Genomic DNA, 26,694 nt, shown 5'->3' with positions numbered 1-26,694 from the left:
AGGCTCGCTTCAGCGCTGGGCGCGGGCGAAGCGGCGATACCAGCCGTCTGATGAAATTGTGTTGCGGAAGACGCGGATGCGGTCCTGCTTTTCGTCTTCGCGCTCGGCGCGGATGTCGGCCGACAGCTCCAGCGCCTTGCGCTCGAACGGGATGACCTGCGCGATCGGCGCGCCCTTCTCGATGATATGCAGTCCGTCCGCGCCAGTGGCGAAGAACGGGAAATGGATCTCGGCCATGTAGCTGTCGGTGTCGACGACGCCCGAGACGATCTCGAAGATGCCGTTGGGGCGGTTCAACGGCTGCACGAACAGGCAGCTCCAGCCCGGCGGGGTGCGGATGCTCCAGTAATTGTGGAACTTGCATGGCGGCAGCGGCGCGCGCGGATTGCCTGATACCTGGTGGGCGCCGTGGTTGCTGACCAGCGTGCGGTCGAAGTCCCAGGCGGTGTCGACCTTCTTGCCGCCATCCGAGATTTCCATGCGCACGGTCGCCGCCAGCCGGATGATCCAGCCCGCGGTCATGGCGTCGAGAAACGGCATGCAGCGTTTGACCGTCAGCCCGCTGTCGCCGGTCGACAGCTTCTCGGGATCGACGGCCGGCAGCTTGCGGAACCAGTCGGGCATGAAGGTCTTGGCTGGCACCGGGGGCGGGATCACGCCGTCGTCTTCCGGGCGGCAGAGAAAGCGTATCGAGCGCGGCTTGGGCGTCGGGAACATTCTGTATCTCCTTGATGATGGCAGGGAGAACGGGCGGAAGGCGCGTCTATTCCATGGCGTTGGCGGGGCAACCGCGCCGAGCGCGATTTTCGGCCTCGCTTGACAGTGGCGAGTTTCGGCTGTAGTTAACGAATATGTTAATTAACAAGTTTGATAAATAGATGACCGAAGATCGCCTCGACGCCACATTCGCCAGTCTCGCCGATCCCACAAGGCGGGCCATCCTTGCCCGGCTCGCCCAGGGCGAGGCGACCGTCAACGAACTGGCCGAGCCGTTCGAGATGAGCCTGCCGGCGATCTCGCGCCACCTGAAAGTGCTGGAGCGCGCCGGTCTGATCAGCCGCGGCCGCGAGGCGCAGTGGCGTCCGTGCCGGCTGGAGGCCGGGCCGCTCAAGGACATCGCCAACTGGGTCGAGCGCTACCGCCGGTTCTGGGATCAGAGCTTCGACCGCATGGCCGACTATCTCAAGGAACTGCAGACGCCCAAGGGAGATCAGGATGACCGCAAGAACTGACACCGTTGCCGCCCAGTCGCTCGTCCTCGAATTCTCCAGGCTGTTCGACGCGCCGCCGGCGCTCGTCTTCCGCATGTGGTCGAGCCCCGAACATCTCTGCCGCTGGTGGGGCCCCAAGGGTTTTACCTCGAGCTGCGAAAAGCATGAATTCCGCAGAGGCGGCGACTATCACCTGCTCATTCACGGCGACAGCGACAACGGCATGTCCGGCACATTCCGCGAGATCGTCGAGAATGAGAGGATCGTCTTCACCTTCGCCTGGGATCACGACCCCGACTGGCAGACGCTGGTGACGGTGACACTGAAACCCGAAGGCGATGGCACACGGCTGACCTTCCGCCAGGAGCCGTTCCTCGACGTCGAAACCCGCGACTCGCATCTGGGTGGCTGGGGCGAATGCCTCGATCGCCTGGCCGCAGCACTCGCCGGCCGACCCGTGCTCTGAAGCTTCGCGCGCCGGCTAAAGCTGCTGGCGCGCTGACCGCCCGATTGAGACCCCTGTCACCGATGATCGTTGTCGATCATCGGAACGAGCAGCCATGCGAGGAGAAACGAAGATGCTGAAAACCTATCGCGGCAGTTGCCATTGCGGGGCCGTGCATTTCGAATGCCGGCTTGATCTCGCACCGGAGGGCCAACGCTCGAAGCCCGAGCTTGATGGCGTCTGGTGGACGTCGAGCTTCCGTTGCAATTGCTCCTGGTGCGCCAAGACCCGCTTCTGGAAGAGTTTTGCCCGGCCTGCCGGCTTCCGCGTCACCTCGGGCGCCGACGTGCTGACCGAGTACCGCTTCAACTCGTCGGCCATCCGCCACACCTTCTGCAGCCGCTGCGGCGTCCATCCTTTCGCCTCGGCCAGCTTCGACATCATGGGCGGCGACTTTTATGCCGTGAACATCGCCTGTCTCGACGACATCTCGGCCGACGAACTGGCTGCCGTGCCAATCACCTATGAGGACGGCAAGCACGACGCCTGGGACCGGCCACCTGTGGTGACCGCCTACCTCTAGCAGCGAGCATCGGACCTTCGAGCCGTGCATGACGGCCGCCACGGGGCGGCCGATTGGAACCCTGTGTCCAAAAGATGGAGAGTGACATGCAGCATGAAACCGTATCACGAGACGAGTGGGTTGCGGCGCGCCGGACGCTGCTTGCCAAGGAAAAGGCAATGACCAGGGCGCGCGACGCGCTGAGCGCCGAGCGGCGCGAACTGCCTTGGGTCAGGATCGACAAGCAATATTATTTCGACGGCCCCGGAGGACAGCTGTCGCTGTCCGACCTGTTCGACGGGCGCAGCCAGCTGTTCATCAAGCACTTCATGATGGCGCCGGGCCAGCAGCACCATTGCGTCGGCTGCTCGTTCGAGATGGACAATGTCGACAGCGTGCTCGTCCACCTCGAAAACCACGACGTCAGCTACGTTGCGGTCACCCGTGCGCCGCTGGCCGAAGCCGAGGCGCTGAAGGCGCGCATGGGCTGGAAGGCGCGCTTCGTCTCGTCCTTCCCCAGCGACTTCAACTACGACTTCAACGTCTCCTACACGCCCGAGCAATTGGCGGCGAAGCAGGCCGTCTACAACTTCGCGCCACTCGATTTCCCTATTGAGGATCTCTCCGGCGACAGCGTCTTCTACAAGGACGACGACGGCCAGATCTATCTGACCTATTCGACCTTCGGCCGCGGCGCGGAGCAGTTTCTCGGCATCTATGGTTTTCTCGACGTGATGCCCAAGGGCCGTGCCGAGAACGGTCCGTTCCACCTGCTCGCCGACTGGGTCAGGCCGCACGACATGTATGGCAAGGGCGGCATGGTCGAGATGACGGGCCGCTACCACCCGGCCGATTGCGGCTGCGGCAAGCACGGTTGAGCGGGTGATGTGCTGCGCCCTGACAGCATTGCTCTTCGCCGTGATGGCAGCCTGGCGCCGCTTGTGGAGAGCGGCGTCCGGTTGGCATCACGGCGTGCGCTGGGGTGCAGTTGTTGGCACGGCCTTGGCCGTAGGTATCGGGACAGCTGCCGCCGCGCAGCATCTCGGTCATTACGTCGCGCGCGCCGAGATCAACCAACGCAGCATTTTTGCCGAGATGCTGGCGCAGCCGATCTGCTCCGGCGAAGCCGCAAATGTGGCGGGCGAGCAAACGGCGATCCGCCTCGACTGACTGCGTCTCGGGCTGACCGTGCCCGAGGCGTGATTGTGCCTAGGTGTCTGGTCCCGGGGGTACCTAGTGATTGTCGCGCGGCAGGCCTTTGGTCTGGGCGACACGCTGGTATTTGACGGCCGGCTTCAGCACCATGCCTTGCGCCAGCTGGTCGACCATGCCGCGCTGGATTTCCTGCCACGGCGTCTGGTGCGCCGGGAAGTGATAGCCGCCATCGTTCTGCAGCTCGGCGCGGCGGCGGGCGATCTCGTCGTCGCTCACCAGGATGTCGGCGGTGCCTTTCCTCAGGTCGATGCGCACCCGGTCGCCCGATTTCAGCAGCGCCAGTCCGCCGCCGACGGCGGCTTCCGGCGAGGCGTTGAGGATCGACGGCGAACCCGATGTGCCCGACTGGCGGCCGTCGCCGATACAGGGCAGCGAGTGGATGCCGCGCTTGAGCAGATAGGCCGGCGGCTGCATGTTCACCACCTCGGCACCGCCGGGATAGCCGACAGGCCCAGCACCTCGCATGAACAGCACCGTATGCTCGTCGATGTTCTCGGCGGGGTCGTCGATGCGGGCGTGATAATCCTCCGGTCCGTCGAACACCTTTGCCGTGCCTTCGAAGGCTTCCGGGTCTTTGGGGTTTGACAGATAGCGGTCACGGAACTCTGGCGAGATCACGCTGGTCTTCATGATCGCGCTGTCGAACAGATTGCCCCTGAGGTTGATGAAGCCGGCGTCCTTCTTCAACGGGTCGGCAACCGACCTGATGACCTTGGGGTCCATGTTCTCGGTGGCGCCGCAGTTCTCGCCCATCGACTTGCCGTTGGCGGTGATCGCGTCGGGGTGCGGCAGCAGGCCGGCCTTCATCAGTTCGGCGACGACCGCCGGCACGCCGCCGGCGTGGTGATAGTCCTCGCCGAGATATTCGCCGGCCGGCTGCAAATTGACCAGCAGCGGCACATGGTGGCCGACCCTCTGCCAGTCGTCATTGTCGAGCGGCACGTCGAGATGACGGGCAATGGCATTGAGGTGGATCGGCGCATTGGTCGAGCCGCCGATCGCCGAATTGATGACGATGGCGTTTTCGAAGGCTTCGCGGGTCATGATGTCGGACGGCTTCAGATCCTCGCGTACCATGTCGACGATGCGCTTGCCGGTCTCGTAGGAGATCTGGCCGCGCTCGCGATAGGGCGCGGGGATCGCAGCCGCTCCGGGCAACTGCATGCCGAGCGCCTCGGCCAGGCTGTTCATCGTCGTCGCCGTGCCCATGGTGTTGCAATAGCCGACCGACGGCGCCGACGAGGCGACGATGTCCATGAACTGGTTGTAGTCGATCTCGCCCGACGACAGGCGCTCGCGCGACTTCCACACGATGGTGCCCGAGCCGGTGCGTTCGCCCTTGTGCCAGCCATTGAGCATGGGGCCGACCGACAACGCGATCGCCGGGATGTTGACGGTGGCCGCTGCCATCAAAAGCGCGGGGGCAGTCTTGTCGCAGCCGATGGTCAACACCACGCCGTCGAGAGGATAGCCATAGAGCACTTCGACGAGGCTGAGATAGGCGAGGTTGCGGTCGAGCGAGGCGGTTGGGCGCTTGCCGGTTTCCTGGATCGGGTGGCAGGGAAACTCGAACGGCACGCCGCCGGCGGCAACGATGCCGTCGCGCACGCGCTTGGCCAACTCAATGTGGTGGCGGTTGCACGGCGACAGGTCAGAGCCGGTCTGGGCGATGCCGATCAGCGGCTTGCCCGACTGCAGCTCCTCGCGCGTCAGGCCGAAATTCAGGTAGCGCTCGAGATAGAGCGCGGTCATGCCGGGATTGTCGGGATTGTCGAACCACTCCTGCGAACGGAGCTTCTTCGTCGTCTTTGTGCCGGCCATCAAATCCTCCCGAATTCCGGACCTGCATCGTTATGGCAAGGACCAAAGCGCTGCAAGAGCGACGAAGGGCGCAACGTGCGGGATGCCGTTGGGCGATGCCCTGGTGCAACTTTCACCGGCCTCTGATCCGGCCGGCGAGGCTTTTCTCGTGACGCTCCAATGATAAGAATGCGCCGCCGGCGCGTCGGTCGGAAAGCCGAAACCGGCTTCGCAAAGATGCGCGACTTCAACAAGCAAAGCGAGCAATGCCTTGATCGACGACCGTCTTTACATCGACCCCGAACTTGTCCAGTTCTACGACCTCGAGAACGAAGGCGGCGACGATGTCGACTTCATCATGGGCTTCGTCGGCGACGCCAAGAGCGTGCTCGACCTCGGCTGCGGCACCGGCGCGCTGACGGCGATGCTGGCCGACGGCAGGGCGGTCACCGGTGCCGATCCGGCGCCGGCCATGCTGGATGTCGCCCGCAAGCGCTGCGGCGGCGATCGCGTCGAATGGGTCGAGGGCGATGCCCGGTCGCTGCGCCTCGGCAAAAGCTTCGACTTGGTTATCCTGACCGGCCACGCCTTCCAGGTGTTCCTGACCGCCGATGACCAGCGCGCCGTGCTCGACACCATCGCTGCCCACCTGGCATCAGACGGCCGCTTCATCTTCGACAGCCGCAATCCGCTGGCCCGGGAGTGGCAGGAGTGGGGACCCGACGACTCGAGGCGCACCGTTGCGCATCCTACTTTCGGCGCCGTCGAGGCCTGGAACGACGCCGTCCAGGACGCGGTAACGGGCATTGTCACCTACGACACCTTCTATCGCGTGCCGGCCGGCGGGCGGCAGTTCCATGCCCAGTCGCGCATCGCCTTTCCGGCGCAGCAGGCGCTCGCCGAGATGATAGCCGCGGCAGGGCTTGTCGTCGACCGCTGGCTCGGCAGCTGGCAGGGCGCGCCCTACGCGCCCGACACGGGCGAGATCATCCCGATCGGCCGCAAGGCCTGATCCCGATCGGCCACGGGGTCTGACAAAAACTGCGGCGATGGACAATCGCCGGGCGCTGCGTTACGCCTCGATCGGATCGGCATTCGGGAGGATAACGCATGGCCCTGGTGATCGAAGGCGAGGAAAAGATCGCCGCCCCCATCGAGGTGGTGTGGAAGGCGCTCAACGATCCCAATGTGCTCAAGGAGAGCATTCCCGGCTGCGAGAGCCTGGAGATGACCTCGCCGACCGAGATGGCCGCCAAGGTGGTGCTCAAGATCGGTCCGATCAAGGCGACCTTTTCCGGCGAGGTGACGCTGAAGAACCTCAAGCCGCCGCATTCCTACACCATCGAAGGCGAAGGCAAGGGCGGCATCGCCGGCTTCGCCAAGGGCGGCGCCGACGTGACGCTGACCGAGGACGGGCCCGGTTCGACGATCCTCAAATACGAGGCCAAGGCCGATGTCGGCGGCAAGATCGCCCAACTCGGCAGCCGCCTGATCACCTCGACTTCGAAGAAGCTGGCCGGCCAGTTCTTCTCGACCTTTGGTGAGAAGGTTGGGGGGGCGTAAGGCGCAATTTTCCTTCTCCCCTTGGCGACTGTCCACGGGGGAATGGTGACAGTGGCGCTGGCGGTCGTTCTTTACCAGGACAACCTTTGGCGTCGCGATCCTTCGCACCCCCTCTGGCCTGCCGGCCATCTCCCCCACAAGGAGGGAGATTGGTCGCGTCGCCCGCGCGCACTTTTCCTCCAAGTAGGAAAAGCCCGGCGGTGTTGAATGAGACCGAGGCGGTCTGCGGGAGTTGCGCTTGGCGGCTCCGGTTCAGAAAAACTAGGAAAAGCGTGGAAAAGCCCTCCACGTCTCGCACCCTACCCACCCACCAGCTTCACGTCGCCGCTGCCGGCACCGCCTCGCGAAACCTCAGGCCAAGCACCAGCGGCACGCTGAGGGCGTAGAGGGCGATGACGGAGAGCCAGATCGCGCCGGGCCATTGGGCGCGGACGACAAAGTAGAAGCTGGAGAAGGCGAGCGGGGCTGCGATCGAGGCGAGGCTGAGCGCCGAGGCGAGCACGCCCTGGAACTGGCCTTGCTGGCTCTCGTCGACCTGCCGGGTGGCGAGCGACTGAAGGGCGGGCACGCCGATGCCGCCGAGGGCGAAGAGCGGCATGATGGCGAAGATCATCCAACTCGCGGTGGCGAATGCCATGACGACCAGTGCAGTGCAGGCGCAGGCGATGCCGACGAGGATGGCGGTGCGCTCGCCGAGCAGCCTGACTGCGGGACCGGGTAGAAAAGCCTGGGCAAGCGCCTGGCAGACGCCGAAGCTGCCCAGCGACAGGCCGATCCACAGCCCGTTCCACTGAAAGGCATCGCTGCCCCACAGCGCCCAGGAGGTGCCGTAGGCCTCGCCGGTGGCGCTGAAGATGAGGAAGACGGAAATGATGGGCAAAAGGTGCTTCATCGAAAACAGCCAGCGCAGCGGCCTAAGCGGATTGTGCGCGGCGAGGTCGATCTTCGCCCGGCTGGGTTCTCGCGATTCCGGCAGGACGAAAAATGCCAGCAGGAGGTTGCAGGCGTTGAGCACCGCTGCCGCGATGAAGGGCAGGCGCAGCCAGTGGTCGCCGAGCACGCCACCCAGCACCGGCCCGATGATGAAGCCAATGCCGAACATGGCGTTGAACAGGCCAAGGCGGCGGGCACGTTCATGCTCGGCGGAGATGTCGGTTATGTAGGCAGTCGCCACCGACAAGTTGGCGCTGGTCAGCCCGGCAATGGCGCGGCCGAGCAGCAGCATCCAGAGTCTGGGGGCAATGGCCAGGAACAGGTAGTTGACCGCCGCCCCGGCGAGCGAGATCAAGAGCACCGGGCGCCGGCCGAGCCGGTCGCTCAGCGAACCGAGGACTGGAGCGAAGACGAACTGCATGGCGGCGTAGAGTGCCGTCATGACGCCGATATAGGCGGCGACATTGTCGGCATGGGTGACGTCGCGCAAAAGCGCAGGCAGGATCGGAAAGATGAGCCCGATGCCGATGGCGTCGAGGACTATGGCAACGAAGATAACGATGAGCGGCTTGCTCATTGCGGACTCCAATCGATGCAAGGGTGCAGCGGTGCCTGGCGCCGATGGGGTGCTTTCGATGGGCCTGATCGATGTCAGGCGGGATGATTTTCGGGAGACGCTGGCGACCCACGCCCGAAACGGCATGGGTGCTTATGCTTGACCGCCTGGACGACTATTCGTCCACCTGTTTACTCCGCCACTGGGCGGATCAAGGGAAGCGGTCGCTTTTCGCGACACGTTCCCTTTACGTTACGTGACGGCGCCGGGCAAGGGTGTCCCTTGCGACGTGCCTCGCTGGCCTTCATGTCGCCGAGTCCGATTGACCTAAGAATATATGAAACGTATATGATGCGTATATTCATTACAGGAGACATTCATGGGCATCGTGAAAATCGACGAGGACCTGCATGAGGAAGTCAGGCGGGCGAGCACGGTGATGTGCCGGTCGATCAATGCCCAGGCCGAGTTCTGGATGAAGGTCGGCATGCTGGCGGAGGCCAATCCGACGCTGTCGTTCAACGAGATCGTCAGGATGCAGTTTGCGGCAGCACAAGTGCATATCAGGGACCTGGCGGTCGCCTGACATGGTCAAGACACCGGACGAGCTGGCGCTGATGCGGATCGCGGGCAGGATGCTGGCGTCGGTGTTCGAGATGCTGGACGGGCAGGAACTGGCCGGCATGTCGACCTTGCAGGTCAATGATCTTGTCGAGCGCTTCATCACCGTCGACCTCGCCGCGCGTCCGGCGAGCAAGGGGCAGTATGGCTTCAAGCATGTGCTGAACTGTTCGATCAACCATGTCGTCTGCCACGGTGTGCCCGGCGGCCACGAGATCATCCGCGACGGCGACATCGTCAATTTCGACATCACGCTGGAAAAGGGCGGCTACATCGCCGATTCGAGCAAGACCTATCTCGTCGGCAATGCCGCGCCGGCGGCGACGCGGCTGGTGCGGGTGGCGCAGGAGGCGATGTGGAAAGGCATCAGGCAGGTCCGGCCCGGAGCGCATCTCGGCGACATCGGTTTCGCCATCGAGCGACATGCCAAGCGGAACGGCTATTCGGTGGTTCGGGAATATTGCGGCCACGGCATCGGCCGCGAGATGCACGAGGAGCCGCAGGTGCTGAATTTCGGACGCCCGGGAACCGGCCTGGAACTGCGCGAGGGCATGGTCTTCACCATAGAGCCGATGGTCAACCAGGGCACTCGCAGGGTTGCAACCGAGAGCGACGGCTGGACCGTGGTGACGGGTGACCGCAAGCTTTCGGCCCAGTTCGAGCATACGGTCGCGGTAACCGCGACCGGCGTCGAAGTGCTGACGCTGCGTCGCGACGAGGCGCGGATGATGGCAGGCCGGGCGTGATAGCTGGTCGACATCTGCCGGGGGACGTAGGCGGGTGGCTGGGCCTGAATCAATAGGGAACCATTTATGCCGGCGTGACCGGGGCCGATGCCGGACCGGCCCGCATTGACGCCGCAACGACACTGGGGCAGTGACGCTGCGTTTACGGCGGCGGTGCGATGTCTTCCTTCTCCCTTGCGATCTTCGACTATGACGGAACGCTGGCCGACAGCTTTCCGTGGTTCTGCTCGGTGCTCAACCAGACGGCGCGGCAGTTTGGCTTTCGCGAGGTGGCGGAGGACGAGATCGACGAATTGCGCGCGCTCGGAACGCGTGAGATCATTGCCCGCCTAGGCGTCGCCAAATGGAAGCTGCCGGCCATAGCCATGCACATGCGCAAGCTGAGCGCTGAAAGCGGCGATGCGGTTGCACTGTTCCCCGGAGTTGAGCCGATGCTTGCGAGCCTTGCCGCAAGCAACATCAGTGTTGCCATCGTCAGTTCCAACAACGAAGACACCATTCGCCGGACACTTGGGCCGGCTGCGGCTCATGTCAGTCACTTCCAGTGCGGCGCGTCGCTGTGGGGCAAAAGCGCGATGTTCAAGGCCGTTATCAAGCGCATTGGCGCCGACAGGCGGCGCGCCATCGCCATCGGCGACGAGGTTCGCGACATCGAGGCGGCCCGAGGCGCAGGCATCGCGGCCGGCGCCGTGACCTTCGGCTACAATGCAGGCGCCACCTTGCGCGCCCACGGGCCGGATCTGGTGTTTGACGACTATGCCGATCTGGTTGCAAAGCTGACCGGCTGACCGGGTTGCGGCACTGCTGGTCGCCTGATGTACCGATACGCCCTGATTTGCATGCGATCGGCACATCGAGCCGCCGGGGGCACAAAAAAACGGCCACCGTGTTCCCACGATGGCCGTTGTCGTTCGGATCGAGCGGAGCCTCAGCCCCTGAGTTCTCTCCGTAGGATCTTGCCGACATTGGTCTTCGGCAGTTCGGTGCGGAACTCGATGTATTTGGGCCGCTTGTAGCCGGTCAGGTTTTCGCGGCAGTAGGCGATCAGCGTCTCGACAGTGAGGTCGGGATCCTTGCGCACGACGAACAGCTTCGGCACTTCGCCCGAATGCTCGTCCGGCACGCCGACGGCGGCGACCTCGAGCACGCCGGGATGCTGGGCGACGACGTCCTCGAGCTCATTGGGATAGACGTTGAAGCCCGAGACCAGGATCATGTCCTTCTTGCGGTCGACGATCTTGGTGAAGCCGCGCTCGTCCATGAAGCCCATGTCACCCGACTTGAAGAAGCCGTCCGAGGTCATCACCTTGGCGGTCTCGTCGGGGCGGTTCCAGTAGCCGGCCATGACTTGCGGGCCCCTGATGCAGATCTCGCCGACCTCGCCGAGCGGCATGTCGTTGTCGTTCTCGTCGCGGATGGCGATGTCGGTCGAGGGCAGGGGCAGGCCGATGGTGCCGGTGAAGTCGGGCGACGAGCACTTGTTGGCGGTCGCCACCGGCGAGGTTTCCGACAGGCCATAACCTTCGGTGATGTGGTTGCCGGTCGCCTTCTTCCAGCGCTCGGCCACCGGCCGCTGAACCGCCATGCCGCCGCCGAGCGACAGGATCAGGCCCGAGAAATCGAGCTTGCGGAAGTCCTCGTTGTTGGTCAGCGCGTTGAACAGCGTGTTGAGTCCGGGGAAGATGTTGAACTGGAACTTGCCCAGTTCCTTGACGAAGCCGGGAATGTCGCGCGGGTTGGGGATCAGCACGTTGAGCGCGCCCTGCTGCATGCCCATCAGCGCGTTCACGGTGAGCGCGAAGATATGATAGAGCGGCAGCGCACAGACGAAGGTCAGGTGCGGCGGCTTCGGACGCACCGTGTAGGCGTCCTCCACCCACAGCGCCAACTGGGCGACGTTGGCGAGCACGTTGGAGTGGATCAGCATCGCGCCCTTTGAGACGCCCGTGGTGCCGCCGGTATATTGCAGGAAGGCGATGTCGGAGGCAGCGACAGTGGCCGGCTTGAAGCTTAGGCCTGCACCTTCCTTGAGCGCCGCCATGAACTTGACATGGCCGGGCAGCGACCAGACCGGCACCAGCTTCTTGACCTTGCGCACGACGAGATTGACCAGGAGGCCCTTGAGGCCGAGCATCTCGCCCATCGAGGCCACGACGACATGCTTGACCTCGGTCTTGGCGATGACGGCCTGCAGCGTGGTGGCGAAGTTTTCGAGGATGATGATGGCCTGGGCGCCGGAATCCTTGAGCTGGTGCTCGAGTTCGCGCGGTGTGTAGAGCGGGTTGACGTTCACCACAGTGTAGCCGGCGCGCAGGACAGCCATCATGGCGACCGGGTACTGCAGCACGTTCGGCATCATGATGGCGACGCGGGCGCCCTTTGCGAGGCCCTTCGACTGAAGCCATGCGCCGAACGCCGTCGACATGCGCTCGAGCTCGCCATAGCTCAGCGATTTGCCCATGCACGAAAACGCCGGGCGGCCGGCATATTGGCGGCAGGCTTCGGTCAACAGATCGCCGATCGAGCTGTATGTGAGCGGCGGCATCTCGGCCGGAACGTTGGCCGGGTAGCTCTTCAGCCACGGCTTGTCGCCGGACCTCGCTGCTGCCTTGGCAGGTGCCGCAGGCTTGGCTGCTGGCGCCGGCTTCGCGGTGGGGGCTGCTGCAGCCTTGGCGGCAGGTTTTGCCGCTGCTGACATTGCAGCAGGCTTCGCCTTGGCAACAGGCCTGGGCGTTTCAGCAACGTTTGTCGGTGCGGCGACCGCAGGCGCCGATGCCGCGATCTTCGATGCGGCAGGTTTGGCGGCGCTTTTCGCCTTGGCCGGAGCGGCCTTTGCAGCCGCTTTCGGCGCTGTGGCTTTTGGCTTGGCTTCGGTCTTGGTTGCGGGCTTCGCGGCCGCAGGCTTTGATGCCGCTGGCTTTGCTGCAACAGGCTTTGGCGCTGCCGCCTTTGGCTTGGCCGCTACGGCTTCGGTCTTCGCGGTTACTGGCTTGGATGCGGCTGGCTTCGCTTCGGATTTCTGAGCCGGCTTGGCGGCCGGCTTGCTCACTGGGGCCGCGGACTTCGGCGCTGCGGCCGCCTTTGCCGGCTTTGGAGCCGCTGCCTTGGCAGGTGCCAGCTTGGCGGGGGTCGCCTTGGCTGCGGGTTTGGTTTCGGGCTTGGTCGTATCGGCTGGCTTGGCCGCCGCCATGGTGGTTGCGGACTTCGCCGTGCTCGCCTTGCCGGTAGATTTGGCCAATGCATCCTCCCTTGTTGTTCTTGTTTCCAGCGGCAACGATCCGCCGGCTTTCGCCCTCGTCCACGTCGCAGCGCCGCAAGAACAGTGCCGCGTCGGGGCATGTTGTAGTTGTTTGTATTGCCACCTGACGTTAACGGCAAGTATCACCCAACGTCACCTCGCAGAACGAATTTTAGGTTTCGCAGTTATATCGGCCCGGTCCAGCAACAGCGCCGCAATTGCCATCGGCCGCGATGACAAAACCTGTCGCCGTCGAATCTAACGCGAAGTGCAAATGGCTGGCCAGCCAATGGAAATTGCGAATTTTCGACTATTTCGAAGTCATCTGTGGGTAAAATATTCTGCTTACCAAAGGGCAGGTAGGCGGGGAGTTCCAAAGCTGGATAAACGGTGCTTATATGCGCGCCTGCGAGCCTGACGGGTAGGGCTTGGGAAAAATCATAGGGAGTGTTCAATGTTGAAAAAAACGACCTTTGCGGCCGCGTTGCTGGCTGCAACCGTCCTCAGCGGTGCGGCGAGCGCTAAGACGTTCGTCTACTGCTCGGAAGGTTCGCCGGAAGGCTTCGATCCGGGCCTTTATACCGCCGGTACGACCTTCGACGCCGCTGCGCACACCGTCTATAACCGCCTGCTTGAGTTCAAGAAGGGCACCACCGAGACCGAGCCGGGCCTGGCCGAGAGCTACACGGTTTCCGACGACGGCCTCGAGTACACCTTCAAGCTGCGTCCGGGGGTCAAGTACCAGACCACCGAGTTCTTCACGCCGACCCGCGACTTCAACGCCGACGACGTCGTGTTCTCGTTCGACCGTCAGCTGAAGGCCGACAATCCCTGGAACAAGTACGTGACCGGCGCTTCGTGGGAATACGCTGCCGGCATGGGCTTCCCGGAAGTGATCAAGTCGGTCGAGAAGGTCGACGACCTGACCGTCAAGATCACCCTGACCCGCAAGGAGGCTCCGTTCCTCGCCAACATCGCGATGCCGTTCGCATCGATCGTGTCGAAGGAGTATGCCGACAAGCTGCAGGCTGACGGCAAGATGAACCAGATGAACCAGATGCCGCTCGGCACTGGCCCGTTCGCCTTCGTCGCCTACCAGCAGGACGCCATCATCCGCTACAAGGCCAACCCGGATTACTGGGGCGGCAAGCAGAAGATCGACGACCTGGTCTTTGCGATCACCCCTGACGCATCGGTTCGCTATCAGAAGCTGAAGGCCGGCGAATGCCACCTGATGCCGTTCCCGAACGCTGCCGACGTGGCTGCGATGAAGGCCGATACGAACCTGAAGGTCGTGGAACAGGAAGGCCTGAACGTCGCCTACCTCGCCTACAACACCACCCAGGCTCCGTTCGACAAGCCGGAAGTCCGCAAGGCGCTCAACCAGGCCATCAACAAGCAGGCCATCGTCGACGCCGTGTTCCAAGGTGCTGCAACGCCGGCAACCAATCCGATCCCGCCGACGATGTGGTCGTATAACAAGGCCGTCGAAGACGACAAGTACGATCCGGAAGCATCGAAGAAGGGCCTTGAAGCCGCTGGCGTCAAGGACCTCAAGATGAAGGTCTGGGCGATGCCGGTTTCGCGTCCCTACATGCTCAACGCCCGCCGCGCGGCGGAGCTGATCCAGTCCGATTTCGCCAAGGTTGGCGTGACGGTCGAGATCGTCTCCTACGAGTGGGCCGAGTACCTCGACAAGTCGAAGGCCAAGGATCGTGACGGCGCCGTCATGCTCGGCTGGACCGGCGACAATGGCGATCCGGACAACTTCCTTGACACCCTGCTCGGTTGCGACGCTGTCGGCGGCAACAACCGCGCCCAGTGGTGCAACAAGGAGTTCGACGATCTGGTGACGAAGGCCAAGGAAACCTCGGATATCGCCGAGCGCACAAAGCTCTATGAGCAGGCGCAGGTCGTGTTCAAGAAGGACGCTCCCTGGGCAACCATCGACCACTCGCTGTCGATCGTTCCGATGCGCAAGGGCGTCGAAGGCTTCGTCCAGAGCCCGCTCGGCGACTTCGCTTTCGACGGTGTTGACATCACGGAGTAAGGTTGCCTAAACAGGCCAGCCTTGGGTTGGGGCGCTTGGATCACAAGCGCCCCAATGCACTTTTTGTGCTACCCTTACCTTTTCTCGGAACATTCACTTAAAGGTTCGACATGCTCCGGTTCCTGTTGGGACGGCTCGCCGTCCTGATCCCGACATTCATCGGGGTCTCCATCATCGCATTCTCATTCATCCGACTTCTGCCCGGCGATCCTGTCGCCCTGCTTTCCGGCGAACGCGTCATGTCGCCGGAGCGCCACGCGGAAATCTCCGCTCAGCTCGGCTTCGACCGGCCCATCGTCATCCAGTATCTCGATTATCTCTGGGGTGTTGTGCGCGGCGATTTCGGCACCTCGATCGTCACCAAGAAGCCTGTTGTTGACCAGTTCTTCGAACTGTTCCCGGCGACCGTCGAGCTTTCGCTCTGCGCGATCGTCTTCGCCATCGTTCTCGGCGTGCCCGCGGGCATCGTCGCTGCGATCAAGCGCGGCTCCTTCGCCGACCAGGCGATGATGGGCACCGCCCTTGTCGGCTTCTCGATGCCGATCTTCTGGTGGGGCCTGCTGCTGATCATGCTTGTTTCGGGCATGCTCGGCTGGACGCCCGTCTCCGGTCGCATCTCGCTGATGTTCTATTTCCCGCCCGTCACCGGCTTCATGCTGATCGACTCGCTGCTTTCAGGCCAGGCAGGCGCCTTCAAGTCGGCCGTCAGCCACCTGATCCTGCCGACCATCGTGCTGGGCACCATTCCGCTCGCCGTCATTGCGCGCCAGACGCGCTCCGCGATGCTGGAGGTGCTGTCCGAGGACTATGTGCGGACCGCGCGCGCCAAGGGCCTGTCGACCTTCCGTGTCGTCGGCGTCCATGCGCTCCGCAACGCCATGATCCCGGTCGTCACGACAGTCGGCCTGCAGGTCGGCGTGATGCTGGCCGGCGCGATCCTGACCGAGACGATCTTCTCCTGGCCGGGCATCGGCAAGTGGATGGTCGATTCCGTGTCGCGGCGCGACTACGCCGTCATCCAGGGTGGCCTGCTCATGATCGCTGCCGTGATCATGCTGGTGAACCTTGCGGTCGACCTGATGTACGGCCTCATCAACCCGCGTATCCGGCACTAGGAGGGCACGATGTCTCAAGCTGCTGCAACCAGTGCTGTCTCGACCGATCCGTCCCGCCGGGCGCGACTGGCCGAGTTCTGGTACTACTTCTCCGAAAACCGCGGTGCCGTCATCGGCCTCGTGTTCTTCATCTTCCTCGTGCTCTTGGCGATCTTCGCACCGCTGATCGCGCCACATGATCCGACCCAGCAATATCGCGACGCGGTTCTGGTTCCGCCGGTCTGGCAGGAGGGCGGCCGCGCCGACTTTCTGCTCGGCACCGACGCCGTCGGCCGCGACATGCTTTCGCGCCTGGTCTACGGCACCCAGTTCTCGCTCTTCGTCGGCGTCATCGTGACGGCGCTGTCGCTGGTCGTCGGCGTCGTCTTCGGCGTCATCGCCGGCTATTTCCGTGGCTGGGTCGATACCGCCATCATGCGCGTGATGGACATCATCCTGGCCTTCCCGTCGCTGCTGCTGGCACTCGTGCTGGTGGCGATCCTCGGGCCGGGCCTGGTCAACGCGATGATCGCCATCTCGCTCGTCTACCAGCCGCATTTCGTGCGCCTGGCACGCGCGGCGGTGATGAGCGAAAAGACCCGCGACTACGTCGTCGCCGCCAAGGTGGCCGGTGCCGGCCATACCCGCCTGATGTTCAAGACCATCCTGCCGAACTGCATGGCACCGCTGATCGTCCAGGCGACGCTGTCGTTTTCTTCAGCCATTCTCGACGCCGCCGCACTCGGCTTTCTCGGCATGGGCGCGCAGCCGCCGACCCCGGAATGGGGCACGATGCTGGCCGAGGCTCGCGAGTTCATCCAGAGCAAGTGGTGGGTGGTGACGCTTCCGGGCGTGGCGATCCTGATCACCGTGCTGGCGATCAACCTGATGGGCGATGGCCTGCGCGACGCACTCGACCCCAAGCTGAAGAGGTCCTGAGATGGCACTTCTTGAAATCGAAAACCTGGTCGTCGAGTTCGAGACGGCCTCCGGTCCCTTCCGCGCCGTCAACGGCGTCTCGATGAAGGTCCACGAGGGCGAGGTTCTCGCCATCGTCGGCGAGTCCGGCTCGGGCAAGTCGGTGTCGATGCTGGCGGCGATGGGCTTGCTGCCCTGGACGGCCAAGGTCACCGCCGACAAGCTGACCTTCAACGGCCGCGACCTGCTCGGAATGCCGGCAAACGAACGGCGCAAGATTATCGGCAAGGACATTGCCATGATCTTCCAGGAGCCGGTGGCGAGCCTCAACCCGTGCTTCACCGTCGGCTTCCAGATCGAGGAAGTGCTGCGTGTGCATATGGGCCTCGACAAGGCTGCGCGCCGCAAGCGCGCGATCGAGCTGTTCCAGGCTGTCGGCATCCCAGACCCGGCCGAGCGTCTCAATTCCTACCCGCACCAAATGTCCGGCGGTCAGTGCCAGCGCGTGATGATCGCCATCGCCATTGCCTGCAATCCGAAGCTGCTCATCGCCGACGAGCCGACAACCGCTCTCGACGTGACGATCCAGAAGCAGATCCTCGACCTCTTGATGAAGCTGCAGGCCGACCATGGCATGGGCCTGATCATGATCACCCACAACATGGGCGTCGTGGCCGAGACTGCCGACCGCGTGGTCGTGCAGTATAAGGGCCGCAAGATGGAAGAAGCCGACGTGCTGACGCTGTTCGAGAACCCGAAGAGCAACTACACGCGCGCGCTGCTGGCGGCACTGCCGGACAATGCGACGGGGGATCGCCTGCCGACGATTTCGGAACTCTTCGTCGACGACCAGGTGGAAGGGGCTGCACGATGAGCGTCATTCTCGAAGCGCGCAATATCGTGCGCGACTACCACGTGCCCGGCAGCTTTCTGAAGAAGGCCAAGACCGTTCACGCCGTCAAGGGCGTGAGCTTCCAGGTCGAGAAGGGCAAGACGCTGGCGATCGTCGGCGAAAGCGGCTGCGGCAAATCCACGCTCGGCCGCATCCTGACGTTGATCGACCCGGCGACGTCGGGCGAGCTGTTGATCGAAGGCAAGACCGTCGACATTGCCAAGGGTGACCTGACGCCCGAGATGCGCCGCAAGGTGCAGATCGTGTTCCAGAACCCTTATGGCTCGCTCAACCCGCGCCAGAAGATCGGCGACATCCTGACCGAGCCGCTGGTCATCAACACCAAGACGCCGGCCGACGAACGCCGCGACCGGGCGATGACGCTGCTGAAGAAGGTCGGCCTCGAAGAGAAGCATTACAACCGCTATCCGCATATGTTCTCGGGCGGCCAGCGCCAGCGCATCGCAATCGCGCGTGCGCTGATGCTGAACCCGAAGCTTCTGGTGCTGGACGAGCCGGTGTCGGCGCTCGATCTGTCTGTGCAGGCCCAGGTGCTGAACCTGCTCGCCGACCTGCAGGACGAATTCCAGCTGACCTACGTCTTCATCAGCCACGACCTTTCGGTGGTGCGCTACATCGCCGATGAGGTGATGGTGATGTATTTTGGCGAGGCGGTCGAATATGGCAGCCGCGACGAGGTCTTCGCCGACCCTAAGCACAGCTACACCAAGACGCTGTTTGCAGCGACGCCGCGTGCCGATGTCGAGAGCATCCGCGCGCGCCTCGCCAGGAAGAAAGCCGCCTGACCGGCTGGCGACTATGACTGACCGACCATTGCTTCGGCCCGGAAATCGACAACGGTTTCCGGGCCGAAGCTTTTCCGGACCTGTTCTCGCACTGATGGGCCGCGCACGTAGCACAATGTTTTGGGCCAGCGGCCCAAAACGCCAATTTCGTCTCTCGCAAAAAGGCTTTCCCGGATCATAATCCCGGCCATCATCACTACAGCGCCACGCGCTCACTTGGACGCGTAAAGGACGTTGTGAATTCTGGATCGGTGCTTGATCCTTTCCGAAGATCGGTCCCGATTCTCGGAGGTGTGCAGCAGAGGGCCGGCAATGTCGCCGTGCCGAGGGCTTGGAGGCGGAAATGGCGGGATTTGACATTTCGAGGCGCAACATTCTGGCAGGGTCGGCGTTCCTGCTGGCCTCGACGGCGCTGCCGTCGATCGGCTGGAGCCAGGCCAGGAAGGGCGGGCGACTGGTGGTCGCCGCCGATTCCGAGCCGCGCAACCTGAACCCGGCGATCGTTGCCTCCAACGGCGTGTTCTTCGTGTCGAGCAAGGTTGTCGAGCCGCTGGCCGAGGCCTCGTTCGACGGCGAGGACGGGCTCGAGCCGCGGCTGGCGACAAGCTGGGAAGGTTCGGCCGACGGCCTGTCCGTCACCTTCAAGCTGCGCGAGGGCGTGACCTGGCACGACGGCCAGCCATTCAGCTCGGCCGACGTGGCGTTTTCGGCACTCAATGTCTGGAAGCCGCTGCAGAATCTCGGCCGCGTCGTGTTCAAGAACCTGGAGGCGGTGGAGACGCCGGACGCAAACACCGCCGTGTTCAAGTTCTCCAAGCCGACGCCGCTGCAACTGATCAAGAACGCGCTGCCGGCGCTTACGTCGGTGGTGCCGAATCATGTCTATGACGGCAAGGATATTGCCGAGAACCCGGCCAATAACGCGCCGATCGGCACCGGACCCTTCAAGTTCGCCGAGCACAAGGCGGGCGAATATTACCGGCTGGAGCGTTACGACAAATACTGGGGCGAAGGCGAGCCTCAGCTCGACGAGATCATCTATCGCGTGCTGCCCGACCGCGCCGCGGCCGCCGGCGCGCTGGAGGCGGAAGAGATCCAGCTTGCGGCTTTCTCTGCCGTGCCGTTGGCCGATCTCGAGCGCATCTCCAAGGTTCCCGGTATCAAGGTCATCACTGAAGGCTACGAAGCGTTGACCTACCAACTGGTGGTCGAGATCAATCATCGCCGCAAGGAGCTGGCCGACCTCAAGGTGCGCCAGGCGATCGCCCATGCCATCGACAAGGATTTCGTCGTCAAGACGATCTTCCTGGGCTATGCCAAGCCGGCGACCGGCATCGTGCCGCAGAACGACAAGCAGTTCTACACGCCTGATGTTGCGACCTATGGCTTCGACGTCGCCAAGGCGAACGCACTGCTGGATGAAGCCGGCTATCCGAAGAAGGATGACGGCAAGCGTTTTGCGCTCAAGCTTCTGCCGGCGCCTTATTTCAACGAGACCAGGCAGTTCGGCGACTATCTGCGCCAGGCGCTGGCCGCCGTCGGCATCGATGCCGAGATCGTCAACAACGATCCTGCCGCCCACCAGAAGGCCGTCTACACCGAGCACGCCTTCGACATCGCCGTCGCCCCGCCGGTGTTCCGCGGCGACCCGGCGATCTCGACGACGATCCTGGTGCAGTCGGGTATTCCTGACGGTGTGCCCTTCTCCAACCAGGGCGGCTACAAGAACGACGAACTCGACGCGCTGATCGCCAAGGCGGCGGAGACGCTGGATCCGGCGGCGCGCATCGAGCTCTACAAGCAGTTCCAGAAGAAGGTGGCGGCCGACCTGCCGCTGATCAATGTGGCCGAATGGGGCTTCATCACCGTCGCGCGCGACACGGTGAAGAATGTGTCGAACAACCCGCGCTGGGCGGTCTCGAACTGGGCGGACACCTATGTCGAAACGTGACATCATCGCCTGAGCTGGGATGATGATCCGTTACTGAGCATGCCCCTGGAAGTCGCAGTGCCTGAACCTACCCCCACCCCTTGCGCCTCCCCACAGAGCGTAAGGGGACATGATGCCGCGTGCCCTTCATTTGGCGCGCGGTTCATCTTGACGGGGCAGGCGACCCCAGAATTCCCCTTCCCCTTGTGGGGGGCTAGGGGTGGGGGCAATTTCTTCACCCCGGCAACCCCCAACGGGCTGCTCGGGGCACTTTCCCCACAAGGGGCAGGGTAATGAATCGCGCCTGGGGCCTGTTGAAGCGCCGGCTGATCGGCAGCATTCCGGTGCTGCTGATCGTGGTTGTCGGCTCGTTCCTGCTGCTCGAGGCCGCGCCCGGCGATGCCGTCGATGCTTATGTCGCTTCGGTCGGCGGCGACGCCGGCATGATCGAGGCGTTGCGAACGAGCTGGGGCCTCGATGCCTCCCCGATGACGCGGCTCGCCGCCTATCTCTGGGCGCTGCTGCATCTTGACCTCGGCCACTCGGTCGCCTTCTCCCGGCCGGTGCTCGACGTTGTGCTGGAGCGGCTGCCGAACACGCTGCTTTTGATGAGCGCGGCAACCGCACTGTCCTTTGCGCTTGGCACCACACTCGGCATCCTGGCTGGCGCGCGGCCGGGCAGCGCCCGCGACCGGCTCCTGTCGATCGGTTCGCTGGCGCTCTATGCCGTGCCCGGCTTCTGGCTGGCGCTGGTGCTGACCATCGTCTTTTCTGTCGAGCTGCGCTGGCTGCCGCTGTCGGGCATGGAAACCATCGCCTCCGGCAAGAGCGGCATCGCGCGTGCGCTCGACATCGCAAGGCACATGGTGCTGCCGGTGACGAGCCTCGGCCTGATCTATCTCGCGCTCTATCTCAGGATGATGCGGGCCGGCATGGCCGAGGTCTGGCGGATGGACTTTACACTGGCCGCCCGTGCGCGTGGCATTCCCAGGCGGCGCATCGTGCTCGGCCATGTCGCGCGCAACGCGCTGCTGCCGCTGGTCACCATGCTCGGCCTGCAGTCGGCGCAGATGCTGGGCGGCAGCGTGGTGATCGAAAGCGTGTTTTCGGTTCCGGGGCTGGGCCGGCTGGCGCAAGAGGCCGTGGGCTCGCGCGATACGCCGCTGCTGATCGGCATCATCCTCGTCAGCGCATTGCTGGTGATCGTCATCAACCTGCTCGTCGACATCGCTTATGCCGTGCTCGACCCGCGTGTCGGCGCGAGCGAGGCCAGCGCATGAGCCTTTCCCGCCTGTTCCGCACGCCGGAGGCCTCCGCCGGCCTGGTCATCCTTGGCCTGCTTGTCGCCATGGCTGTCGCCGCGCCGTGGCTGTTCCCACGCGACCCGCTGGCGATTGCCGGCCAGCCGCTCTTGCCCCCGTTCCAGGACTGGGCCCTGCCGCTCGGCACTGACCGCCTTGGCCGCGATGTGGTCGCTGGGCTGTTCCATGGCGCCCGCACCTCGCTGGCCGTCGGGCTTGCTGCCGCTGCCGCCTCGATCCTCGTCGGCAGCATCGTCGGCACGGTGGCCGGCTTTGCCGGCGGGCTTGTCGACGAAGTGCTGATGCGTATCACCGACGCCTTCCAGACAGTGCCGGGCTTCTTGCTGTCGCTGGCGCTGGTCAGTGTCGTCGGGCCGTCGCTTTCGGTCGTGGTGGCGGCGATCGCGCTCAGCGCCTGGACCGGCCCGACGCGCATCGCGCGTGCCGAAGTGCTGTCGATCCGCGAGCGCGACTATGTCGCTTCGGCGCGGGTGATCGGCATGCATCCGGTCGAGATCGCCTTCCGCGAGGTGCTGCCCAATGCGTTGCCACCGGTCTTGGCGCTGTCGTCGGTAATCGTTGCCGCCGCCATCCTGACCGAGGCGGCGCTGTCCTTCCTCGGTCTCGGCGACCCCAACCGCGTCACCTGGGGCGGCATGATCGCGGAGGGCAGGGCGGTGCTGCGGTCGGCGCCTTACCTCTCCGTCATCCCCGGTATCGCGCTGGTGCTCTCAGTCCTCGGCGTCTACCTCGCCGGCGAAGGCGTGGTTGAAGGCACGGCGGCACGGGAGGGGCAGGCATGAAGCCGCTGCTCGAACTGCGTGGTCTCGGCGTGTGCTACAACGGCGCAGTGGCGCCGGCGGTCGAAGGCGTCGACCTCGATCTGGCCGCCGGCGAAAGGCTGGCGATCATCGGCGAGAGTGGCTCGGGCAAAAGCACGCTGGCCCGGGCCATATCAGGGTTGCTGCCGCAGACGGCGAGACTTCAGGGCACCGTCGCATGGCCGGGGCTCGATCATCCGGCGCGCAACGGCCGCGACATCGGCTTCGTCTTCCAGGATCCAGCTTCGAGCCTCGATCCGGTCATGTCGGTCGGCGACCAGGTCGCCGAGGTGGCGCACGCCAATCTCGACATCGACTGGGGTGCTGCACGGCGGCTGGCGGTCGAACTGCTGGACAGGGTGAAATTGCCGGAGCCCGAGGCGCTGGCGCGGGCATATCCGCATCAGTTGTCGGGCGGACAGAAACAGCGCGTGGTGATCGCAGCGGCCATCGTGGCGTGTCCGAAACTGCTGATCGCCGACGAAGCGACGAGCGCGCTCGACACCATCGTCCAGGCCGAGATCGTGGCGCTGATCCGCCGGCTCGTGGCCGAGGATGGCATGGCGCTGCTGTTCGTCAGCCATGACATAGCACTTGCCGCCAACCTGGCCGACCGCATCGCCGTGTTCCGTCACGGCCGCATGGTCGAAATGGCGGCGACGGCCGAGTTGCTGGCGCGGCCAAGGAGCGACTACAGCCGCGCGCTGCTGGCGGCACATCTGGGGCTGAAAGCCCATTCTGGTGCCAGCCGATGAGCGCGCTGCTGCAGGTCGAGGGGCTGTCGAAGCGCTACTGGCGCGGCGACAGGGATTTCTCCGCCCTCGATGGCATTTCCTTTTCTATTGCGCCGGGGGAGACGCTGGCGCTGGTCGGACCCTCCGGCTCGGGCAAGTCGACGGTGGCGCGTATCCTGCTGCGGCTGGTCGAGCCCGATGCCGGCAGCATCCGCTTCAACGGCGAGGAACTGTTGGGATTGCGGGGGGCAGCCTTGAGGGCCACCCGGACGAAGCTGCAGATGGTGTTCCAGGATCCGCTGGCGGCATTCAACCCGCGCGCCACGGTGGCCCGACTGATCGACGATCCGCTGCGCATTCACGGCATCGTCGGGCGCGCCGATCGACCCAAGGCAATCGCAGCGCTGCTGGAGCGTGTCGGTCTCGCCGCCGAGCTCGCCAGCCGTCGCGTGCACGAAATATCGGGCGGCCAGCGCCAGCGCGTGGCGATCGCGCGCGCGCTTGCTACCCGGCCGGCGCTGATCGTGCTCGACGAAGCGTTGTCGGCGCTGGACGTGCTGGTGCGCGGCGACATCCTCAACCTGCTTGCCGAGCTGCAACGGGACGAAGGCGTCGCCTATCTCTTCATCTCCCACGACCTTGGTGCGGTGCGCGCCGTAGCCCACCGCATCGCGATCATGGACAGCGGCCGTATCGTCGAAGAGGGCGACGCCGCCGCCGTGATAGCCGCGCCCGCCTCGGCCACGGGCCGGGCGCTGGTGGCGGCCACGCCGGAACTGCCTGTGTTCCCAAGGTTGCCTGTTTTCAAGGAGACCGTTTCGTGACCGAACATGCCATGCGCGCCGAAAAGCTCGCTGCCGAACTTGACTCCGCCTTTCGCAACCGCGCCGATCTCTACCGGCTGATGCTGGATGAACTTGCCGCCGAGCTTGGCGACGCCAAGGCGGAAGAAGTCCTGGTAAGGGCGATCGAGAAGCGCGGCCGCGAGGTCGCACAGGTGGCGTTCGCCAGCTTCGGGCCGAACGATGCGCGCGCCATCGGCGAGGCCTTCCTGGCCGTCAGTCCGGATGGCGGGCGCATGTACCCCACCGATGTCGAGCGCAGCGACCATCACATCGCCTTCAAGGTCAAGCGCTGTCCGCTCAAGGACGCCTGGGTGGGGGCCGGTGTCGGCGACGACAGGCTGGCGACCTTGTGCCGGATCGCCGGCGCTTTCGACCGCGGCCTGTTCGAGGCGACCGGTGTGCGCTTCGAAAACGTCACCTGGAAGCCGGGCCATGGCTCCGGCTGCTGCCACATCTGCCTGACCGACCGCGACATCTGAGATCGCACTTGGCGCGGCTGACGGGTGCAGCGGCGATGGGCCTTGGCGGTTGTATTGGTGCGTTTGCGTCGCGAAAATCGCTTCGCGCTTTTCCTCGGGTTGCCGTCGTGCGACGATTCGTCAGCGGCGTGAGTCGCGGATCGGCACATACGGGGAAATGCGATGTACAAATTCGAGGTCTACAAGGACAAGGGCGGCGAGTTTCGGTTCCGCTTCAGGGCTTCCAATGGCGAGGTGATGTTCAGCTCGGAAGGCTATTCGGCCAAGGCATCGGCGCTGAAGGCGATCGAGTCGATCAAGAAGAACACGCCCGGCGCCGCGGTGGAGGATCAGACCACGGCGGTCGCCTGACGGGCGGCATTTCCACGGCGGGCCGATAGGTCGGCCCGTCTCCAGCCTGTTGTTCCAGCATGATCTCTGGCTGCCTGCTTGTCGATCATGCGCTGGTCGTTGCAACTGCGCATCGTGGCTCGTGACGTGCTCCGGCCGATGCGCCAGAACCTGGAGAGACAAATGGGTATCGAAAGCTTGCTCGTCTTCCTGATCGTCGGCGCCGTTGCCGGCTGGCTCGCCGGCCAGTTGGTCAAGGGCTACGGCTTCGGCCTGATCGGCAACATCGTGGTCGGTATCGTCGGCGCGCTGATCGCCGGCTGGCTGCTTCCGACGATCGGCATCAGCCTGGGCTCGGGCATCATAGCTGCCATCATCCATGCCACCATCGGCGCGGTGATCCTGCTCGTACTGCTCAGACTGGTGAAACAAGCCTAGCGAAACCACCCGAGACGTAGTTGCGATCGCCGGCAAGCACAGCTTCGCCGGCGATCTTTTTTGTCCCCTCTTGAAAAGGTCTGGCGGCGCTAGTCGGCGCGCTTCCGCGGCTCTGCGATCTTGCTCGCCAGTCCGAGCACGCCGAGCAACCTGATGGTCAGGTAGGTGACGTCGAATTCCCACCAGTGGTGGCCGTGGCGAGCCGAGCGCGGGTCGGCGTGGTGGTTGTTGTGCCAGCCCTCGCCATTGCTGAGCAGGCCGACGATGACGTTGTTGGTGCTGTCGTCTGTCGTGTCGTAGTTGCGGTAGCCCCAGACATGGGTGACCGAATTGACCGACCAGGTGATGTGCCAGGTAATCACGGTGCGCGCGAACACGCCCCAGACGAGCAGGCTGAGGCCGAACTGGATCGCCTCGTCAGTCGTGCCGCCGGTGATCAGGCTCGCGGCGACGCCGCCGCCGAAGAAAGCTGCCCAGGACGCGATGATGATGCCGAGATAGACATGCGGCTTGTCGAGCTTGCGGTAGAACGGGTCGCGAACGATGTCTTTGGCGTAGCGGCCGTAGATCTGCATGCGCTCCATGTCGGGCGACTTGACCAGCAGCCAGCCGATATGGGCCCAGAGGAAGGTGACGATCGGGCTGTGCGGATCCGGCTCCTCGTCGGCGTGCTCATGGTGGCGGCGGTGCACCGCAACCCAGCGCGCCGGCGTGTCCTGGAAGGCGCAGACGGCGATGATCGCAAGCCCGTGCTCGAGCCATTTCGGGCAGGTGAAGCCGCGATGGGTGAGAAGCCTGTGGTAGCAGAGGTTGATGCCGAGCGTGCCGAAGACATAGATGCCGGCGATGCAGAGGATGACGCCGGTCCAGCTGAAGAACCAGGGCAGCAAGGCGTAGAGCGCGACGACATGATAGAAGGCGAGGCCGCTCAAATTGAGCCAGTCGATGCGGGCCAGAAGCGGTCGGCGCGCAATTGCGGGCGTGGCGGACGACGCCGCGATCTGGTCGGACATAGATGCTCCCATTTGCGGCCCGGATCGCTTCCCCACGATCGAGCCGCCTCCTCCGTTTCGGGCGAGGTTGCGCAGTTTCTAATTCAGGGTCAAGGCACGTTTGGAATTACCCCGAAATATGAGTGCGGACGGTGGGCCGTGGCGGCGACCTAC

At 64.2% G+C, this 26,694-nt stretch carries 29 protein-coding genes; 23 read left to right on the top strand and 6 right to left on the bottom strand.

Going from position 1 to position 26,694, the window contains the following annotated elements:
* Window positions 1–9: 9 nt before the first annotated feature.
* Window positions 10–717: a DUF6065 family protein gene (locus H5P29_RS28040; protein WP_154386895.1), complete on the bottom strand. Its 708-nt coding sequence runs from the start codon at window positions 715–717 to the stop codon at window positions 10–12.
* Window positions 718–878: 161 nt separating this feature from the next.
* Here H5P29_RS28040 and H5P29_RS28035 point away from each other — a divergent pair, with 161 nt between their 5' ends.
* From H5P29_RS28035 to H5P29_RS28015, 5 genes are all read left to right on the top strand, one after another.
* Window positions 879–1,232 carry a helix-turn-helix transcriptional regulator gene (locus H5P29_RS28035; protein ID WP_154386896.1) on the top strand — a complete coding sequence of 118 codons (354 nt, stop codon included), beginning with the start codon at window positions 879–881 and terminating at the stop codon, window positions 1,230–1,232.
* On the top strand, window positions 1,216–1,677 hold the full coding sequence (locus H5P29_RS28030) for an SRPBCC domain-containing protein (protein ID WP_154386897.1): 462 nt from the start codon (window positions 1,216–1,218) through the stop codon (window positions 1,675–1,677). Before H5P29_RS28035 ends, H5P29_RS28030 begins: the two co-directional genes overlap by 17 nt.
* A 112-nt stretch (window positions 1,678–1,789) precedes the next feature.
* Window positions 1,790–2,239, top strand: coding sequence for a GFA family protein (locus H5P29_RS28025; protein ID WP_154386898.1), 450 nt, complete (start codon window positions 1,790–1,792; stop codon window positions 2,237–2,239).
* An 86-nt stretch (window positions 2,240–2,325) separates the two neighbouring features.
* A complete protein-coding gene (locus H5P29_RS28020; RefSeq protein WP_246670884.1) occupies window positions 2,326–3,096 on the top strand; it encodes a thioredoxin family protein in 771 nt (256 codons plus the stop codon).
* Window positions 3,097–3,190: 94 nt separating this feature from the next.
* The gene (locus H5P29_RS28015) at window positions 3,191–3,388 is read left to right on the top strand and encodes a hypothetical protein (RefSeq protein WP_154386900.1); all 198 of its coding nucleotides are present in this window, start codon (window positions 3,191–3,193) and stop codon (window positions 3,386–3,388) included.
* A 63-nt stretch (window positions 3,389–3,451) separates the two neighbouring features.
* On the opposite strand, the gene H5P29_RS28010 is transcribed toward H5P29_RS28015, so the two are convergent.
* A complete protein-coding gene (locus tag H5P29_RS28010; RefSeq protein WP_154386901.1) occupies window positions 3,452–5,254 on the bottom strand; it encodes an IlvD/Edd family dehydratase in 1,803 nt (600 codons plus the stop codon).
* 253 nt (window positions 5,255–5,507) lie between these two features.
* Between H5P29_RS28010 and H5P29_RS28005 the strand changes: the two genes are divergently transcribed.
* Both H5P29_RS28005 and H5P29_RS28000 read left to right on the top strand, forming a co-directional pair.
* On the top strand, window positions 5,508–6,245 hold the full coding sequence (locus H5P29_RS28005) for a trans-aconitate 2-methyltransferase (RefSeq protein ID WP_182575565.1): 738 nt from the start codon (window positions 5,508–5,510) through the stop codon (window positions 6,243–6,245).
* Between the two features lie 98 nt (window positions 6,246–6,343).
* On the top strand, window positions 6,344–6,796 hold the full coding sequence (locus tag H5P29_RS28000) for a carbon monoxide dehydrogenase subunit G (protein WP_154386903.1): 453 nt from the start codon (window positions 6,344–6,346) through the stop codon (window positions 6,794–6,796).
* Between the two features lie 316 nt (window positions 6,797–7,112).
* Here H5P29_RS28000 and H5P29_RS27995 read toward each other — a convergent pair whose 3' ends face one another.
* A complete protein-coding gene (locus H5P29_RS27995) occupies window positions 7,113–8,306 on the bottom strand; it encodes a TCR/Tet family MFS transporter (protein ID WP_154386904.1) in 1,194 nt (397 codons plus the stop codon).
* Window positions 8,307–8,664: 358 nt separating this feature from the next.
* Here H5P29_RS27995 and H5P29_RS27990 point away from each other — a divergent pair, with 358 nt between their 5' ends.
* From H5P29_RS27990 to H5P29_RS27980, 3 genes are all read left to right on the top strand, one after another.
* Entirely contained in the window at window positions 8,665–8,871 is a 207-nt protein-coding gene (locus tag H5P29_RS27990; protein WP_154386905.1) for a ParD-like family protein, read from the top strand.
* 1 nt (window position 8,872) lies between these two features.
* Window positions 8,873–9,652 carry a type I methionyl aminopeptidase gene (map, locus tag H5P29_RS27985; RefSeq protein WP_154386906.1) on the top strand — a complete coding sequence of 260 codons (780 nt, stop codon included), beginning with the start codon at window positions 8,873–8,875 and terminating at the stop codon, window positions 9,650–9,652.
* A 158-nt stretch (window positions 9,653–9,810) separates the two neighbouring features.
* On the top strand, window positions 9,811–10,440 hold the full coding sequence (locus H5P29_RS27980) for an HAD-IA family hydrolase (RefSeq protein ID WP_154386907.1): 630 nt from the start codon (window positions 9,811–9,813) through the stop codon (window positions 10,438–10,440).
* Between the two features lie 140 nt (window positions 10,441–10,580).
* Here H5P29_RS27980 and H5P29_RS27975 read toward each other — a convergent pair whose 3' ends face one another.
* A complete protein-coding gene (locus tag H5P29_RS27975; protein WP_210252532.1) occupies window positions 10,581–12,350 on the bottom strand; it encodes a long-chain fatty acid--CoA ligase in 1,770 nt (589 codons plus the stop codon).
* A gap of 37 nt (window positions 12,351–12,387) precedes the next feature.
* Window positions 12,388–12,954, bottom strand: coding sequence for a hypothetical protein (locus tag H5P29_RS27970; RefSeq protein ID WP_185910429.1), 567 nt, complete (start codon window positions 12,952–12,954; stop codon window positions 12,388–12,390).
* 390 nt (window positions 12,955–13,344) lie between these two features.
* On the opposite strand from H5P29_RS27970, the gene H5P29_RS27965 reads away from it, so the two are divergent.
* The 13 genes from H5P29_RS27965 to H5P29_RS27905 all read left to right on the top strand — a co-directional run bounded on the left by H5P29_RS27965 (window position 13,345) and on the right by H5P29_RS27905 (window position 25,528).
* Complete coding sequence (locus H5P29_RS27965; protein WP_154386909.1) at window positions 13,345–14,940, top strand: ABC transporter substrate-binding protein; 1,596 nt, start codon at window positions 13,345–13,347, stop codon at window positions 14,938–14,940.
* A gap of 110 nt (window positions 14,941–15,050) precedes the next feature.
* Complete coding sequence (locus H5P29_RS27960; RefSeq protein WP_154386910.1) at window positions 15,051–16,055, top strand: ABC transporter permease subunit; 1,005 nt, start codon at window positions 15,051–15,053, stop codon at window positions 16,053–16,055.
* Between the two features lie 9 nt (window positions 16,056–16,064).
* The gene (locus tag H5P29_RS27955; protein WP_067965488.1) at window positions 16,065–16,973 is read left to right on the top strand and encodes an ABC transporter permease subunit; all 909 of its coding nucleotides are present in this window, start codon (window positions 16,065–16,067) and stop codon (window positions 16,971–16,973) included.
* 1 nt (window position 16,974) lies between these two features.
* Window positions 16,975–17,826, top strand: a complete 852-nt coding sequence (locus H5P29_RS27950) for an ABC transporter ATP-binding protein (RefSeq protein WP_154386911.1) — start codon at window positions 16,975–16,977, stop codon at window positions 17,824–17,826.
* The gene (locus H5P29_RS27945) at window positions 17,823–18,650 is read left to right on the top strand and encodes an ABC transporter ATP-binding protein (protein ID WP_067965486.1); all 828 of its coding nucleotides are present in this window, start codon (window positions 17,823–17,825) and stop codon (window positions 18,648–18,650) included. The genes H5P29_RS27950 and H5P29_RS27945 overlap by 4 nt, the downstream gene beginning before the upstream one ends.
* Window positions 18,651–18,993: 343 nt before the next feature.
* The gene (locus H5P29_RS27940; RefSeq protein WP_154386912.1) at window positions 18,994–20,601 is read left to right on the top strand and encodes an ABC transporter substrate-binding protein; all 1,608 of its coding nucleotides are present in this window, start codon (window positions 18,994–18,996) and stop codon (window positions 20,599–20,601) included.
* Window positions 20,602–20,873: 272 nt separating this feature from the next.
* Window positions 20,874–21,860, top strand: a complete 987-nt coding sequence (locus H5P29_RS27935) for an ABC transporter permease (RefSeq protein ID WP_154386913.1) — start codon at window positions 20,874–20,876, stop codon at window positions 21,858–21,860.
* Window positions 21,857–22,684: an ABC transporter permease gene (locus H5P29_RS27930; protein ID WP_154386914.1), complete on the top strand. Its 828-nt coding sequence runs from the start codon at window positions 21,857–21,859 to the stop codon at window positions 22,682–22,684. Before H5P29_RS27935 ends, H5P29_RS27930 begins: the two co-directional genes overlap by 4 nt.
* Complete coding sequence (locus tag H5P29_RS27925) at window positions 22,681–23,457, top strand: ABC transporter ATP-binding protein (RefSeq protein WP_154386915.1); 777 nt, start codon at window positions 22,681–22,683, stop codon at window positions 23,455–23,457. Before H5P29_RS27930 ends, H5P29_RS27925 begins: the two co-directional genes overlap by 4 nt.
* Window positions 23,454–24,260, top strand: a complete 807-nt coding sequence (locus H5P29_RS27920) for a dipeptide/oligopeptide/nickel ABC transporter ATP-binding protein (RefSeq protein WP_067965477.1) — start codon at window positions 23,454–23,456, stop codon at window positions 24,258–24,260. The genes H5P29_RS27925 and H5P29_RS27920 overlap by 4 nt, the downstream gene beginning before the upstream one ends.
* Window positions 24,257–24,760, top strand: a complete 504-nt coding sequence (locus tag H5P29_RS27915; RefSeq protein ID WP_185910217.1) for an L-2-amino-thiazoline-4-carboxylic acid hydrolase — start codon at window positions 24,257–24,259, stop codon at window positions 24,758–24,760. The genes H5P29_RS27920 and H5P29_RS27915 overlap by 4 nt, the downstream gene beginning before the upstream one ends.
* 162 nt (window positions 24,761–24,922) lie before the next feature.
* The gene (locus H5P29_RS27910) at window positions 24,923–25,111 is read left to right on the top strand and encodes a YegP family protein (RefSeq protein ID WP_055971136.1); all 189 of its coding nucleotides are present in this window, start codon (window positions 24,923–24,925) and stop codon (window positions 25,109–25,111) included.
* A gap of 162 nt (window positions 25,112–25,273) precedes the next feature.
* The gene (locus H5P29_RS27905; RefSeq protein ID WP_067967117.1) at window positions 25,274–25,528 is read left to right on the top strand and encodes a GlsB/YeaQ/YmgE family stress response membrane protein; all 255 of its coding nucleotides are present in this window, start codon (window positions 25,274–25,276) and stop codon (window positions 25,526–25,528) included.
* An 89-nt stretch (window positions 25,529–25,617) separates the two neighbouring features.
* Here the strand turns inward: H5P29_RS27905 and H5P29_RS27900 are convergent, their stop codons facing one another.
* A complete protein-coding gene (locus tag H5P29_RS27900) occupies window positions 25,618–26,541 on the bottom strand; it encodes a fatty acid desaturase (RefSeq protein ID WP_246670885.1) in 924 nt (307 codons plus the stop codon).
* Between the last annotated feature and the right edge of the window lie 153 nt (window positions 26,542–26,694).

This window comes from Aminobacter sp. MDW-2, from assembly GCF_014250155.1.
GTDB lineage: Bacteria > Pseudomonadota > Alphaproteobacteria > Rhizobiales > Rhizobiaceae > Aminobacter > Aminobacter ciceronei.
Note: the sequence above shows the minus strand (reverse complement) of the source record. Positions and strands in the feature narration are given on the sequence as shown.

What these genes read in the sequence shown, in the direction of transcription:
- H5P29_RS27920 (WP_067965477.1), top strand. Translation starts at nt 23,454, where the DNA reads ATGAGCGCGCTGCTGCAGGTCGAGGGGCTGTCGAAGCGCTACTGGCGC.
- map (WP_154386906.1), top strand. Translation starts at nt 8,873, where the DNA reads ATGGTCAAGACACCGGACGAGCTGGCGCTGATGCGGATCGCGGGCAGG.
- H5P29_RS27905 (WP_067967117.1), top strand. Translation starts at nt 25,274, where the DNA reads ATGGGTATCGAAAGCTTGCTCGTCTTCCTGATCGTCGGCGCCGTTGCC.
- H5P29_RS28010 (WP_154386901.1), bottom strand. Translation starts at nt 5,254, where the DNA reads ATGGCCGGCACAAAGACGACGAAGAAGCTCCGTTCGCAGGAGTGGTTC.
- H5P29_RS27950 (WP_154386911.1), top strand. Translation starts at nt 16,975, where the DNA reads ATGGCACTTCTTGAAATCGAAAACCTGGTCGTCGAGTTCGAGACGGCC.
- H5P29_RS27975 (WP_210252532.1), bottom strand. Translation starts at nt 12,350, where the DNA reads ATGTCAGCAGCGGCAAAACCTGCCGCCAAGGCTGCAGCAGCCCCCACC.
- H5P29_RS28020 (WP_246670884.1), top strand. Translation starts at nt 2,326, where the DNA reads ATGCAGCATGAAACCGTATCACGAGACGAGTGGGTTGCGGCGCGCCGG.
- H5P29_RS27955 (WP_067965488.1), top strand. Translation starts at nt 16,065, where the DNA reads ATGTCTCAAGCTGCTGCAACCAGTGCTGTCTCGACCGATCCGTCCCGC.
- H5P29_RS27900 (WP_246670885.1), bottom strand. Translation starts at nt 26,541, where the DNA reads ATGTCCGACCAGATCGCGGCGTCGTCCGCCACGCCCGCAATTGCGCGC.
- H5P29_RS28025 (WP_154386898.1), top strand. Translation starts at nt 1,790, where the DNA reads ATGCTGAAAACCTATCGCGGCAGTTGCCATTGCGGGGCCGTGCATTTC.
- H5P29_RS27965 (WP_154386909.1), top strand. Translation starts at nt 13,345, where the DNA reads ATGTTGAAAAAAACGACCTTTGCGGCCGCGTTGCTGGCTGCAACCGTC.
- H5P29_RS28000 (WP_154386903.1), top strand. Translation starts at nt 6,344, where the DNA reads ATGGCCCTGGTGATCGAAGGCGAGGAAAAGATCGCCGCCCCCATCGAG.
- H5P29_RS28040 (WP_154386895.1), bottom strand. Translation starts at nt 717, where the DNA reads ATGTTCCCGACGCCCAAGCCGCGCTCGATACGCTTTCTCTGCCGCCCG.
- H5P29_RS28030 (WP_154386897.1), top strand. Translation starts at nt 1,216, where the DNA reads ATGACCGCAAGAACTGACACCGTTGCCGCCCAGTCGCTCGTCCTCGAA.
- H5P29_RS27990 (WP_154386905.1), top strand. Translation starts at nt 8,665, where the DNA reads ATGGGCATCGTGAAAATCGACGAGGACCTGCATGAGGAAGTCAGGCGG.
- H5P29_RS27930 (WP_154386914.1), top strand. Translation starts at nt 21,857, where the DNA reads ATGAGCCTTTCCCGCCTGTTCCGCACGCCGGAGGCCTCCGCCGGCCTG.
- H5P29_RS27945 (WP_067965486.1), top strand. Translation starts at nt 17,823, where the DNA reads ATGAGCGTCATTCTCGAAGCGCGCAATATCGTGCGCGACTACCACGTG.
- H5P29_RS27925 (WP_154386915.1), top strand. Translation starts at nt 22,681, where the DNA reads ATGAAGCCGCTGCTCGAACTGCGTGGTCTCGGCGTGTGCTACAACGGC.
- H5P29_RS27995 (WP_154386904.1), bottom strand. Translation starts at nt 8,306, where the DNA reads ATGAGCAAGCCGCTCATCGTTATCTTCGTTGCCATAGTCCTCGACGCC.
- H5P29_RS27935 (WP_154386913.1), top strand. Translation starts at nt 20,874, where the DNA reads ATGAATCGCGCCTGGGGCCTGTTGAAGCGCCGGCTGATCGGCAGCATT.
- H5P29_RS27960 (WP_154386910.1), top strand. Translation starts at nt 15,051, where the DNA reads ATGCTCCGGTTCCTGTTGGGACGGCTCGCCGTCCTGATCCCGACATTC.
- H5P29_RS27980 (WP_154386907.1), top strand. Translation starts at nt 9,811, where the DNA reads ATGTCTTCCTTCTCCCTTGCGATCTTCGACTATGACGGAACGCTGGCC.
- H5P29_RS28035 (WP_154386896.1), top strand. Translation starts at nt 879, where the DNA reads ATGACCGAAGATCGCCTCGACGCCACATTCGCCAGTCTCGCCGATCCC.
- H5P29_RS27940 (WP_154386912.1), top strand. Translation starts at nt 18,994, where the DNA reads ATGGCGGGATTTGACATTTCGAGGCGCAACATTCTGGCAGGGTCGGCG.
- H5P29_RS27910 (WP_055971136.1), top strand. Translation starts at nt 24,923, where the DNA reads ATGTACAAATTCGAGGTCTACAAGGACAAGGGCGGCGAGTTTCGGTTC.